Origin of the sequence: Paraburkholderia madseniana (genome assembly GCF_009690905.1) — a bacterium.
Classification (GTDB): Bacteria; Pseudomonadota; Gammaproteobacteria; order Burkholderiales; family Burkholderiaceae; genus Paraburkholderia; species Paraburkholderia madseniana.
The window spans coordinates 1-13047 of sequence record NZ_VOSW01000031.1 but is presented as its reverse complement, the minus strand read 5'-3'; the positions used below and the strand labels follow the sequence as shown (position 1 = coordinate 13047).

The 13047-nt window shown below is 63.4% G+C and carries 12 protein-coding genes and 1 pseudogene; 3 read left to right on the top strand and 10 right to left on the bottom strand.

The genetic code is table 11. The features are described 5' to 3' along the window. Positions 1-48 precede the first annotated feature (48 nt). From aroB to pilM, 6 genes and pseudogenes are all read right to left on the bottom strand, one after another. Positions 49-1134 (bottom strand): 3-dehydroquinate synthase, encoded by a 1086-nt coding sequence (gene aroB / locus FSO04_RS17715; RefSeq protein ID WP_154560938.1) that lies wholly within the window; start codon positions 1132-1134, stop codon positions 49-51. Beyond that, complete coding sequence (locus FSO04_RS17710) at positions 1134-1685, bottom strand: shikimate kinase (RefSeq protein ID WP_154560936.1); 552 nt, start codon at positions 1683-1685, stop codon at positions 1134-1136. The genes aroB and FSO04_RS17710 overlap by 1 nt, the downstream gene beginning before the upstream one ends. A gap of 107 nt (positions 1686-1792) precedes the next feature. Further along, complete coding sequence (locus FSO04_RS17705; RefSeq protein ID WP_154561056.1) at positions 1793-3493, bottom strand: type IV pilus secretin PilQ; 1701 nt, start codon at positions 3491-3493, stop codon at positions 1793-1795. 92 nt (positions 3494-3585) lie between these two features. After that, the gene (locus FSO04_RS17700) at positions 3586-4509 is read right to left on the bottom strand and encodes a hypothetical protein (RefSeq protein ID WP_154560934.1); all 924 of its coding nucleotides are present in this window, start codon (positions 4507-4509) and stop codon (positions 3586-3588) included. Further along, the gene (locus tag FSO04_RS17695; RefSeq protein WP_414693436.1) at positions 4506-5234 is read right to left on the bottom strand and encodes a fimbrial assembly protein; all 729 of its coding nucleotides are present in this window, start codon (positions 5232-5234) and stop codon (positions 4506-4508) included. Before FSO04_RS17695 ends, FSO04_RS17700 begins: the two co-directional genes overlap by 4 nt. After that, positions 5231-6191 (bottom strand): annotated as a pseudogene (gene pilM, locus FSO04_RS17690) (type IV pilus biogenesis protein PilM). The gene FSO04_RS17695 and the pseudogene pilM overlap by 4 nt, the downstream one beginning before the upstream one ends. A 253-nt stretch (positions 6192-6444) precedes the next feature. Here pilM and FSO04_RS17685 point away from each other — a divergent pair. Further along, complete coding sequence (locus FSO04_RS17685; protein ID WP_154560932.1) at positions 6445-8844, top strand: penicillin-binding protein 1A; 2400 nt, start codon at positions 6445-6447, stop codon at positions 8842-8844. A gap of 79 nt (positions 8845-8923) precedes the next feature. Here the strand turns inward: FSO04_RS17685 and cyaY are convergent, their stop codons facing one another. Continuing rightward, complete coding sequence (gene cyaY, locus FSO04_RS17680; protein ID WP_054036574.1) at positions 8924-9241, bottom strand: iron donor protein CyaY; 318 nt, start codon at positions 9239-9241, stop codon at positions 8924-8926. A 35-nt stretch (positions 9242-9276) separates the two neighbouring features. Between cyaY and lptM the strand changes: the two genes are divergently transcribed. Both lptM and lysA read left to right on the top strand, forming a co-directional pair. Then, the gene (lptM, locus tag FSO04_RS17675) at positions 9277-9612 is read left to right on the top strand and encodes an LPS translocon maturation chaperone LptM (protein WP_154560930.1); all 336 of its coding nucleotides are present in this window, start codon (positions 9277-9279) and stop codon (positions 9610-9612) included. Between the two features lie 9 nt (positions 9613-9621). Further along, a complete protein-coding gene (gene lysA / locus FSO04_RS17670; RefSeq protein ID WP_154560928.1) occupies positions 9622-10884 on the top strand; it encodes a diaminopimelate decarboxylase in 1263 nt (420 codons plus the stop codon). Between the two features lie 82 nt (positions 10885-10966). On the opposite strand, the gene msrQ is transcribed toward lysA, so the two are convergent. The 3 genes from msrQ to ccsA form a co-directional block, all read right to left on the bottom strand. Further along, a complete protein-coding gene (msrQ, locus tag FSO04_RS17665) occupies positions 10967-11665 on the bottom strand; it encodes a protein-methionine-sulfoxide reductase heme-binding subunit MsrQ (protein WP_154560926.1) in 699 nt (232 codons plus the stop codon). Positions 11666-11679: 14 nt separating this feature from the next. Then, positions 11680-12675, bottom strand: a complete 996-nt coding sequence (gene msrP / locus FSO04_RS17660) for a protein-methionine-sulfoxide reductase catalytic subunit MsrP (RefSeq protein ID WP_154560924.1) — start codon at positions 12673-12675, stop codon at positions 11680-11682. Between the two features lie 199 nt (positions 12676-12874). Further along, positions 12875-13047: cytochrome c biogenesis protein CcsA (gene ccsA / locus FSO04_RS17655; protein ID WP_166618199.1), on the bottom strand; the 173-nt coding region annotated here is incomplete at its 5' end.

The following is a 13047-nucleotide window of genomic DNA, read 5'->3' as shown; positions in this document are numbered from 1 at the left end:
GTGACGCTGGTGCGTGTTGCCTTGCTGCTAAGCCTCTGCCGAGTCGGTTTAGACGGCGGCGACCAGCGTGGCATGCACCTCGGCGTCGGGCGCCTGGGTGATCAGCGTCTCACCGAAACGCTTCAGCAGAATGAATTTGATCGCGCCGGCTTCCGCCTTCTTGTCGACCCGCATGAGGTCGACATAACGCGACTCGCCGAGCGCAGGCGCCCGGGTGGGTAGATGCGCGGCAACGATCACATCGACCAGACGCTTGCGCGCCGCTTCGTCGAGATAACCCATGCGCACGGACAGGTCCGCCGCCATCACCATCCCGCAGCCGACCGCCTCGCCGTGCAGCCATTCGCCGTAGCCGAGTCCGGCTTCGATCGCATGGCCGAACGTGTGGCCGAAATTGAGAATCGCGCGCAGCCCGCCTTCGCGCTCGTCCTGCGCCACGACCGAAGCCTTGATCTCACACGAGCGCTTGACCGCCCCGGCCAGCGCTTCGGGCTCGCAGCGATTGAGCGCCTCGATGTTCGCTTCGATCCAGCCGAAGAAACCGGCGTCGGCAATCGCGCCGGTCTTGATCACTTCGGCGACGCCCGCGGCCAGTTCGCGCGCCGGCAGCGTGCGCAGCGCGCCGATGTCGGCGATCACGGCCTGCGGCTGATAGAACGCGCCGATCATATTCTTGCCGAGCGGGTGGTTGATGCCCGTCTTGCCGCCCACCGACGAATCCACCTGCGATAACAACGTAGTCGGCACCTGGATGAACGGCACGCCGCGCATGTAGCAGGCCGCGGCAAACCCCGTCATGTCGCCGATCACGCCGCCGCCCAAGGCAATCAGCGTGGTCTTGCGATCGGCGCGCGAGCCCAGCAGCGCGTCGAAAATCAGGTTCAGGGTTTCGAGGTTCTTGTACGCTTCGCCGTCGGGCAAAACGACCGTGGAGACCTGCTTGCCGAGCGGCGCCAGCGCGGCGCGCAGCTTGTCGCCGTAAAGCGGGTCGACCGTGGTATTCGTGACGATCGTGACCGAACTGCCGGCGATATGCGGCGCGAACAACGCGGTCTGGCCGATCAGATCGGCACCGATATGGATGGGGTAGGCGCGCTCGCCCAGTTCGACATTGACGGTAATCATACGGTCCATTATGACGCAGGATGTTTGGCGACGCCGGCCATCTCGAGCTGCATCAGAACCATGTTGACGAGTCCGTTGACCGAAGGCCGGCCAGTTTCGATCACGAAGTGCGCGCATTCCCGGTATAGCGGATCGCGTACTTCGTAGAGCGCTTCGAGGCGCGCTTTGGGGTCTTCAGTCTGCAAAAGCGGGCGATTCTTGTCGCGCCGGGTGCGCAGCCACAGATCGTGCGGATTGGCGCGCAAATAGATCACCACGCCCCGATTTTGCAGCGCTTCGCGGTTTTCCGGCCGCAGCACCGCGCCGCCGCCTGTGGCCAGCACGATATTTTCGCGCCCGGTCAGGTCGGAAATCACGTGCGCTTCGCGATCGCGAAAGCCCGCTTCGCCTTCCAGTTCGAAGATCACCGGGATGCGCGCGCCCGTACGCGCCTCGATTTCATGGTCGGAATCGAAGAACGGGCGATCGAGACGGCGCGCAATGGCCCGGCCCACGGTGGTTTTGCCTGCCCCCATGAGCCCTACAAAAAATACATTGGCGTGTGCGTCCCGCGCTTGCAACGGTGTCCCTCTGGCTAATCCGGTATGGTTCGTGCCGCAGCTTACTGGCAAAGCGGCTGCCTTGTCGAGCCTGCAGGCCGCCGCTGGAGAGCGGCGGCAGCGTGCCCCTAATTTGTCTGAACGACGCGCGGCGTGATGAAAACTGCCAGTTCACTGCGCTGGTCCCGATGGGCCCGATGGCGGAAAAGCGCGCCTAAAACCGGTATTTTGCCCAGGACCGGCACCCGCGTCACATCGTCCCGGTTGTCGGTCGCGTAAATTCCGCCGATCGACACCGTACCACCATCTTCGACTTCGACGCGCGTTTGCACGTGTTTGGTATTGATCGCGGGCCCGGCGTCGGTCTGCTCGCCGACGCTGTCCTTGGCGACGTCGAGGTCCAGCACCACTCTGCCGTCCGGCATGATTTGCGGCTCGACCTCCAGTTTGAGCGTGGCGCGGCGAAACTGCACGCCCGACACGCCCTGCCCCACTTTCGCCTGATAGGGCAATTCGGTGCCTTGCTCGACGACCGCTTTCATCCGGTCCGCCGTCACGACCCGGGGGCTCGAGACGATTTCGCCGCGCCCTTCGGCCTCCAGCGCGCTCAGCTCGATGTTCAGGAGCCGCGTCGCCCCGGCTGCGAACAAGGTCAGCCCGGCGGTGGCGGCGTCGAAACCGGAAATCGGCCGCGCCGACAGATCGTACACGGTGCCGTCCTTGCCGCCCGTCAAGCCTCTGGCGGTGCCGTCGGCGTTGGCGGCCGCCATGGAGAGCCGCACGCCGAGATTGCGCGAAAAACCATGCTCACCCTCGACGATACGCGCTTCGATCAATACCTGACGGGTTGGCCGGTCGACGGACGCAAGCAACGCCGTGATTTGCGCGAGGCGTCCTTCGAGATCGGTGACGAACAACAGGTTGGTGCGCGGATCGGCAGTCGCGGCACCGCGTTTGGACAGCACGCGCTGGTTTCCGGCACCGGTCAGCAAGCGCCGCACGTCTTCGGCCCGAGCGTAGTGCAGCTCGAACGTGCGGCTTGCGAGCGGCTCAAGGTCAGCGGCTCTCGCGTGCGCTTCGAAACGCTGCCGTTCGCGCGCAGCCAGATCCGCGATCGGCGCGACCCAGATCACGTTGCCGTGGCGCTCCATGGCGAGCCCGTTGACGTCGAGCAAGGTATCGAACGCGGTGCGCCACGGCACCTTGTCGAGTCGCAGGGATACGGCGCCACGCACTCTCTCGCTCGCGACGATGTTCAGGCCGGTGAACTGGGCGAACGCGTTAAGCACCGCGCCGAGTTCCGCGCGCTGGAAGTTAAGCGAAATCGGTTTGTCGTCGGCGGCGAGTTTGGCGTCTGCCGGCGTTTTCGGTGCGTCGCTCAGGCGCGCAAGCGGAGGCAGCGGCACAGGCGGCCCCTCGAGCGCCGAGGTTCCAGTGGCGTCGTTGTACGCCGACGCCGCGGATTGCCTCCGTAGCGGCACTGAACCGTCTGCGTCGCCGGCCAGGTCGTCGGCGCGTCCGATGTCAGCGGTTGCCGCCGCTCGGGATACGCCAGAGTCAGCGACGGAGTCGTCCACGGAATTGTCGCGGAACGGGTTGGGTACTTCGGCAGCGGTGCCGCGTGGTAACGGCGGCACGTCGTATCGAGCATCGGGCGGCGCAATGGCGTCGTCGAGCGGCATGTATGCGGGCAGCGGCGGCAACGGTGGGGTTGAGGCGTGCGCGATGCCGAGGCTTATCGCCATGCATGCGACCAGGCCGCGAAGCAGGCCGCAAAGCGAATTGTGAATCGAGCTGCGAGCCACGTTGCGAACCGGGCCCCCACACATCCTTCCAGGCAAGCCGCGACACACGCCAGAACCAAACCACACACGAACGCCGACACGCGACTCTGCGCGACCGAACGGCTTCATCAGCCTCATCAGGATGTCTCCGTCAGTGCCAGCGTGCGTGTCGCGCCGCCATTGGCCAGCGTGATGCTAAGCGCGTCGAGCCGCGTGACGCGCTCGGTACCGAGTTGCTGCCCGGACACGACCGTGGTCGCGCCATCCGGCGTATCGAGCAAGGCGAGTCCGCGTGTGCGATCGTGCAGCAAGCCGACCAGGCGCAATTGCGAAGCATCAGGCGGCGGCTCACCGGATGCGAGCATCTGTGGAAGCGAGAACGGATCGAAGAACACGATGTTTTCTTCGTCATCCGAATCTAGGCTTTCGTCGGCAAACGCGTCCGCGGTCGCAGTCGAAGGCAGCGGCCTCAGCGCGCTGAATACGTGCAGCGTTGCCCTCACCGCTAACGAATCGGCATCGCGCTTGACCGTCACGTCGACGGGCACGATCAGCACCGGCAGATCCGATAGGCCGCGCAGAAATGCCATCAGGTGGACGAAATCGGTGTGCGCGGTGAGCTGTACAGGGCGCATGCTTTCGGCACCTGAGCCGCTAGCGGCGCCCGGTTCCACCGAGAGCAACGAAACGCTATTTTGCGCCGCGAGTTCGGATACGATCCGCACGTCGTCCGCGGAGGTCCATGACGCAGGCAGTTGTGCGCCCGGCATGGCGGCAACTTCCCGACGCAGCGCGGGCAATTGCGTCAGCGCACGGTGCGCGTCCGTGAGATGCCGCGTGGCCGCCTCCAATGCCGTACGGCTCGCCTCGACCCCGCCGAGATCGGCCACAACCCAGCCATGCGTGCCAAGTCCGAACACCACTGCAGCGATCAGCAATGCGACCGCCCAACGGCGCCGGCGACTCCAGGCAGCGAGCGGCACACGTGCGCGCTTCATCCACTGGGAAAAAGCGGGCCGCGCGCTTGCCGCGCCGCCGAACCCGACAAAAGTCGTACTCATTTCGTATCTCCTGATTGTTCAGATTTCATCTGACGTTGCGCGGCCAGACCCGACGTATAGGCCGTTTTCTTCGGCGGGTCGCCCCAGCGCAGATGCGCTCCGAATTCGATCGGGCCGGTCACGCTGGCCGCCGCCACCGAACTGCTGCGTGGCGCCGAGCGACGCAGATCGCTCACCTCGGCGCCCTTCACGCCGCGGATCGCACTCAAGCGTTTGAGCCACTCGGCCGATGCGATATGTCCGCGCGAGGTCGCGAGCAACTCCGTCTCATGCTCGCGCTGCCGCATCTGCTGCAACACCACGCCGTCACCTGGTTCAAAACTCAACGCATCCAGCAAATCGCGCAAATGCGTAAGCGGCTCGGACAGGTTCATCGCACGCGCCGCGCCTTTGCGCTGTTCGTCCTGCACCCGCAGCAATCTGGCGTGCTCGGCGAGCGGTTCGGCCAGTTGCGCAAGCGATTGTTCGATCGTCGCGCGCTGCGCATCCAGCCGCGCCCTTTCGAATGCCTGCCATTCGACTAACGCGAACACGGCCGCAAAGCCGGCGAGCGCGGCGGCAAACCATTCGAGCAAACGCCGCCGGCGCGCGAGACGAGCGTTGCGTTGCCTGTACGGCAGCAGATTGAAGCCGCCGAGCCACGGCCGTGCTAAGCGCGCGCCACGCGTAGAGGCCCGCGTGTCCGGGCCCGCCGGATCCAAATGAGGCTGCAGACCGCGCATCATTCGAGTACTCCGCGCAGCGCAAGTCCGAATGCGACCGCGGCGGCAGGCTCGTGCAACAGCGGATCGTGCAGTTGACGCGCACGCCCACCCAACGCCGCACACTCGAACGGCAGCACAGTGCAGCCCAACACGTCGGCGATATCCGCAATCGAGAAACCCACGCTGTCGAGCAGATCGACCTCGCCGCTCAACAACGCACAATCGAGTACCGGGCCGTGGACGAGATCACGCAACGCGTCGGCGAGATCGGCGTGTTCGGGCGCCGGGTAGCGCATTTCGCCGACCAGGCAGTCGTCGACGATGCGCCAGCCATACACGCCGTCCGTGCCGATCCAGAGCGCGACATAGGGCTCGTGCGGATCGAGTTCGTGACTCGCCGCGTAGCGCATTGCACGCAAAGCCGCGTGCGGCTCGCCATCGATCGCGGTGAGCGAGATGCCGGCGGTCGCTGCGCATTCGATACGCGCTTCGAGATGCTGGCGCGCGGTTGCGGCGATCGTCACCGAACGGATCGGCGAACGCGTTTCGTCGACGAACCAGTCGACAGCCAACGCATGCCGCTCGAGGCCTGCGATGCGCTCGACTTCGTTCATCACCGCCGGCTCGAGTTCGGCGAGTTCATGCCCGCCGTCTCCCACGCAACCGGCGAGCGCGGCTAGCCGTGTGAGCGGCACGGTAGTGGTCAACGTGGCCGAGGCAGGCAGCGCCATCGCGCAGCGCAATGCATGCGTCGCGCAACGCACGCGCCACCGCATGCCGGTCGGCGATCTCTGTGCCGGCCATTGCGCCTGCGCCGAGCGGCACAGTGCTCGCATGTTCGATATGCAGCGCGGCACGTGCGCGCGAATGCTGACTCACCACGACCAGCCGCACGGACTGCGAACCCACATCGATTCCCGCAGCAAAACGCTGCGCACCGAGTTGCACACCTTGAAGCCACGAACTTTTGAACGTCATCACGCCCTCCCTCAGACTCACGCGACGAACCATTCGAACGCGAGTAGCGAGGGAGGATTGTGCTTAGCCGCGTCGCCGCGCGACACTCAGCCGAATGGCTAACGTTGCGCGACGCGCGCGCTCTCTGCCATCAAAGCGGCTACAGTGAAGTCATTCCCGCGCGGTGTGCAGACTTGTCAAGAACTGTCAGTAAGCATGCCGAAAGCTGAAAAGCGAGGCGGCTATAATCGCGGGACTGTTTTTTGGTGCCCATATGCAATCCACGTCTCCTACGTCTCCGCCGCCCGCGCCGCAGAAGCGCAAACGCCCCTTGTGGCTCAAGCTCATCATCGGCTTTGTGGGTCTGATCGTTGCAGGCATCCTGTGCGTGCTGCTGGTGCTCGGTTATGCGCTGGTGGTAGCAACGCCGAACCTGCCGTCGCTCGATGCGCTGACCGACTACCGGCCAAAGGTGCCATTGCGCATCTATACGGCTGACCACGTGCTGATCGGCGAATTCGGTGAAGAGCGGCGCGACATCGTCCATATCCAGGACGTGCCCGATAGCCTGAAGAAAGCCGTGCTGGCAATCGAAGACGCGCGCTTCTACGATCACGGCGGCGTCGACCTCACAGGCATCGCGCGAGCCGGCTTCGTCGCACTGACCAACGGCCACGCCACGCAAGGCGCCAGCACGATCACCATGCAGGTGGCGCGCAACTTCTTCCTGTCGAGTGAAAAGACCTACACGCGCAAGATCTACGAGATGCTGCTCGCGTACAAGATCGAGTCGAAGCTGTCGAAAGATCAGATTCTCGAGGTGTACATGAATCAGATCTATCTCGGGCAGCGCGCGTACGGCTTCGCGAGCGCGGCGCGGGTGTACTTCGGGAAAGATCTGAAGGACCTGACCCTGGCGGAATCCGCCATGTTGGCGGGTTTGCCGAAGGCGCCGTCCGCGTATAACCCGGTGGTCAATCCGAAGCGCGCGAAGATCCGCCAGGAGTACATCCTGCAGCGCATGTACGAACTGCACTACATCACTCAGGAACAATACGACGAGGCAAGCAGGCAGCCGCTGATCGTCAAGGGCGCGGGCAAGGAATTCAGCGTGCACGCGGAGTACGTCGCGGAAATGGTGCGGCAGATGATGTACGCGCAGTATCGCGAAGAGGCGTACACGCGCGGCCTGAACGTCGTGACCACCATCGACTCGGCCGATCAGGACGTCGCTTACCGGGCGCTACGCAAAGGTCTGATGGACTACGAACGGCGCCACGGCTATCGCGGGCCCGAAGCCTTCATCGATTTGCCGTCCGATGCGGACGACCGCGAACAGGCCATCGACGACGCGTTGCTCGAACATCCCGACAACGGTGAAATCATCGCCGCGGTGGTTACGGCGGCGAACCCGAAGCAGGTGCAGGCCACCTTCATCGACGGCAACGTCGCGACCATTCAGGGCGACGGCCTGCGCTTCGCGCAGTTCGCGCTCGGCACGCGCGCGCAGCCGAATCAACGCGTGCGGCCCGGCGCGATCATTCGCGTCGTGAAGGATGACGACGGCAACTGGTCGATCACGCAGTTGCCGCAAGTGGAAGGCGCGTTCGTTTCAGTGATCCCGCAAGACGGAGCGATTCGCGCGCTGGTCGGCGGTTTCGACTTCAACAAGAACAAGTTCAACCACGTGACACAAGCGTGGCGTCAGCCGGGTTCGAGCTTCAAGCCGTTCATCTATTCGGCCTCGCTCGAAAAGGGGCTCGGGCCGGCTACGGTGATCAACGATGCGCCGCTGTTTTTCAGCGCTGCTGAGACAGGCGGCCAGGCGTGGGAACCGAAGAACTACGGCGGCGGTTTCGATGGTCCGATGACCATGCGCACCGCGCTGCAGAAGTCGAAGAACCTCGTGTCGATTCGCATCCTGAACCACATCGGCACCAAGTACGCGCAGCAATACATCACGCGTTTCGGCTTCGACGCGGATCGTCACCCGGCTTATCTGCCGATGGCGCTCGGCGCGGGACTCGTTACCCCCTTGCAGATGGCTGGCGCATTCTCGGTGTTTGCTAACGGCGGCTATCGCATCAACCCGTATCTGATCGCGGAAGTCACCGATCAGCGCGGCATCGTCGTGGCGCACGCGCAACCGCTGGTCGCCGAGCAAAGCGCGCCGCACGCGATCGAACCGCGCAATGCGTATGTGATGAACAGCCTGCTGCAAAGCGTCGCGCAACGGGGCACGGGCGCGAAGAGCAACGTGCTGAAGCGTACCGACCTCGGCGGCAAGACCGGCACGACCAACGATTCGCGCGATGCGTGGTTCGCCGGCTATCAGCACACGCTCACGGCCATTGCGTGGATTGGCTACGACAACCCGCGCAGCCTCGGCGACAAGGAAACGGGCGGCGGCCTCGCGTTGCCGGTGTGGATCGAATACATGGCACGCGCGCTCAAGGGCGTGCCGGACTACAAGATGCCGATGCCCGACGGTGTGACCGAGCTCGGCTCAGAACTGTATTTCGACGACTTCACGCCGGGCCACGGTTTCGTCTCGACGGTCGGTATCAGCCAGGCAGCGCTGGATGCCGAGGCGAGCGGCGCGTCCGCGGCCGCGCCCGAGCAAGTCGGCGAACAGGAAAAGCAGGACATCATGAATCTGTTCCGCGGGCACTAAAGACGCGCTCAGAAGAGGCGGCAACGTCCGCCAGAAAAAAACCGCCGCGCTCGATGCGCGGCGGTTTTTATCAAGCGCTTTACGCTTCGAAGTGAACCGGCTCGCCGGCCTGCTGCGTCGCGTACTCCGACAGCGCAGCAAAAAACTCCGTGCCGCTGCGCGTGTCGCGCCATTCACCGTCGATGAAACGGAAGTGGAAACCACCCGCTTTCGCGGCGATCCAGATCTCGCTCATCGGCGGCTGCAGGTTGACGATGATCTTCGTGCGGTTCTCGAATTCGAGGGTCAGGACGTTGCCGCTGCGCTCGAGTTCGATGTCGGCTTCCGTGTCGTCGAGCGCGCGTTCGATGGCGGCTAGCGCGGCTTCCGCGCGGGTCAGGTAATCACTATCGGACATGCTAAACTCCATCGATTATTTATTCAGGGACAGTCATGCGAGTCGTATCTCGGATGCGCGCGGCGGCGCCCGGCCGCGCGATTGTAGCGGGTTTAGCCATTCTCGCAGGTTGTGCACTTGCCGGCTGCGGGCAACGCGGTTCGCTCTATTTGCCCACCGTGCCGCCGCTACCGGCCAAGCCGATCGATCGCACGCAACCGCCGTCGCCGGATGAAGTGAAATCGGGTGTGGGAACCCCCTCCCCGATGGGTGACGTACCGGATACTTCTGGCGCACCGCTCTCGTTGTCGCCGGAAAGCGAACTCGCCGCACCTCCCGCATCTGCTGCGACGCCAGCGCAGCCTGCTTCCGCCGTCACTCCCGCTCAATAAGACTTTCGCATGACTCGATCCGCATTTGACTACGTCGACGGCGTGTTGCACGCCGAGGGCGTGTCCGCCGCCTCACTCGCCGAACAGTTCGGCACGCCGCTGTACGTCTATTCGCGCGCTGCACTCACCGAAGCGTGGAATGCCTACGCAGGCGCTTGCGCCGGCCGCCGTGCGACCGTGCACGTCGCCGTCAAGGCCAATAGCAATCTCGCGGTGCTGAACGTATTCGCGCGCCTTGGCGCGGGCTTCGACATCGTGTCGGGCGGTGAGCTGGCGCGCGTGCTGGCCGCTGGCGGCAAAGCGGAAAACACCGTGTTTTCCGGCGTCGGCAAGCATGCGGACGAGATGCGTCAGGCGCTCGCGGCCGGCGTCAAGTGCTTCAACGTCGAATCGATTCCCGAGCTCGACCGCCTGAATGCGGTGGCGGCGGAACTGGGCAAAAAGGCCCCCGTCTCGCTGCGCGTGAATCCTGACGTCGACGCGAAAACGCATCCATATATTTCCACCGGCCTGAAGTCGAACAAATTCGGTGTCGCGTTCGAAGATGCACGCGCTACGTATCGCGCCGCCGCGGCAATGACGCATCTCGACGTGGTCGGCATCGACTGCCATATCGGCTCGCAGATCACTGAAGTCGCGCCGTATCTGGACGCGGTCGACAAGGTTCTCGAGCTGGTCGAACAGATCGAACAGGACGGCGTGAAGATTCGCCACATCGACGTAGGTGGTGGTCTCGGCATCACATATGACGACGAAACCCCGCCGGAAATCGGCGACTTCGTGCGCACCGTGCTGGATCGCATCGAAGCGCGCGGTCATGGGCATCGTGAAGTGTATTTCGAGCCGGGCCGTTCGCTGGTCGGCAATGCGGGTGTACTGCTCACACGCGTCGAGTTTCTGAAGCCTGGCGCGGAAAAGAACTTCGCCATCGTCGACGCGGCGATGACCGATCTTGCGCGCCCGGCGATGTACGAGGCGTATCACGCGATCGAGGCTGTCGTTAAGCGCGACGTGCCCGCCCACGTGTACGACGTGGTCGGCCCGGTTTGCGAAAGCGGCGATTGGCTGGGTCGTGAGCGTCTGCTGGCAGTCGAACCGGGCGATCTGTTGGCGATTCGCTCGGCTGGCGCCTATGGCTTTGTGATGAGCTCGAACTACAACACCCGTCCGCGTGCGGCCGAGGTGATGGTTGATGGTACACAGGTGCATGTCGTCCGTGCACGTGAAGAGGTGATGCAGTTGTTTGCGGGCGAGACGATCTTGCCGGCGTAAACGTCAGAGCTTGGACTCATCCATGAAAAAGGCGATGCCACTGCGGCATCGCCTTTTCTTATTTGCGCGCCGCACCTGATGGTCAGCGTGTCTTTACCCTCCGCTCGCGCAGCCATACGAGCAAACGCCACCCCAGCAACGCGACCATGATTGCGCCGTAGATCTTCGGCAAGATCAGGTCGTGCTTGCCCGCCTTCATCCACCAGAAGTGCAGGATCGCGAGCCCGCCGATCGCATAGATCGCGCGATGCAATGTCTGCCAGCGGCGTCCAAGTTTGCGCACCATCGCGCGCGGCGATGTAACGGCCAACGCGATCAGCAGCACGAACGCCGCGAAACCCACAGTGATGAAAGGCCGCTTGCCGATGTCCTTGAGAATCGCGGCAACGTCGAACCACTTGTCGAACCACAGGTACGTGGTGAAGTGGAGCGTCGCGTAGAAGAATGCATACAGACCTAGCATCCGGCGGAACCTTGCCAATGCAGTGATGCCGGTCAGTCGACGCAACGGCGTCACCGCCAGCGTGATGCAAAGAAAGACGAGCGTCCACAGGCCCGTCGAGCGCGTGATGAACTCGATCGGATTCGCGCCTAGCCGATCGGTCACGCCGAACAGCACGATGCGCGCGAGCGGATACCACGCCGCAATGAACACCACGATCTTCGCGGGCACGACCCAGCGCGCACCGGTGGCGGGCCGCTTTGTCGTCGCTGACGCCGGCCCTTTGGCACGCAGCGTTGTGCGTGAGGTCTCGGTAACGGGTTGAGTATCGGAAACCATAATCGCGCCGTCGCCTAGAAGTTCTTCTTCAGGTCCATGCCCTGATACAGCGACGCGACCTGATCGCCGTAGCCGTTGAACATCAACGTCTTGCGCTTGGGCGTGAAGAAACCATCTTCACCGATGCGCCGCTCGGTGGCCTGACTCCAGCGCGGGTGATCGACGTTCGGATTTACGTTCGAATAGAAACCGTATTCGTTCGAAGCATACGTGTTCCAGCTTGTCGGCGGCTGCTTGTCGAGAAAGCGGATCTTCACCAGCGACTTCGCGCTTTTGAAGCCGTACTTCCACGGCACCACCACACGGATCGGCGCGCCGTTCTGATTCGGCAACACCTGACCGTAGAGACCCATCGTCAGGAACGTCAGCGGGTTCATTGCTTCGTCCATTCGCAGACCTTCGGTGTATGGCCAGTCGAGTACCGGCGTCGACAGCCCGGGCATTTGCGACGGATCGGCGAGCGTGATGAATTGCACGTACTTCGCGTTGCCGGTCGGCTGCACTCGCTTGATCAACTCCGAGAGCGGCACGCCGATCCACGGTATCACCATCGACCAGCCTTCGACACAACGTAACCGGTACACGCGTTCTTCGAGCGGCGCGAGCTTCAGCAATTCGTCGATGTCGTACACCTTCGGATTCTTGATTTCGCCCTCGACGCTCACCTTCCACGGGTGCGGACGCAACGTACCGGCGTTGTGCGCGGGATCCGCCTTGTCGGTACCGAACTCATAGTAGTTGTTGTACGTGGTGATGTCCTTGTACGGCGTGATCTTGTCGAGCGCGACGAACTTCGGGTTGGTCTTCGCCATGAGCTTCTGCGCCTTCGGATCCGGCGACGAATACGCGGCCAGCGCTTCGCCGTTCACACCGATCAGACTGCCGAGCGCCAGCGCACCCGCGGCCTGTAATACGCGCCGCCGGTTCTCGAAGACATGCTGAGGCGTGATTTCACTGCGTGCGATGTCATCGCCGACGAGTTGAGTTCTGTCGTTTCGCTTGATCCACATCGTGCTGCTCCTTGCCGGCCCATCGGGTTGTCTATCTTACGGGGCCATATTGATGAATCGGCTCGTTTAGCCACTCGCCCAGCCATCCTTGGGTGCTGATCTAACAAACACACTGGATGCAGCGAATATTCCGCCGGACGTAAAAAAACCGCCGGTGCGAAGCACTCGGCGGTTTTTAGTCGGCTCAGAACGGCCGATCTTACAGCTTGCCGTAGCTATGCAGCCCCGACAGGAACATGTTGACACCGAGGAAGGCGAAGGTCGTCACCAGCAGGCCAGTCAGTGCCCACCATGCCGCCACCGCGCCGCGCAGGCCCTTCATCAGGCGCATATGCAGCCAGGCCGCGTAGTTCAGCCACACGATCAGCGCCC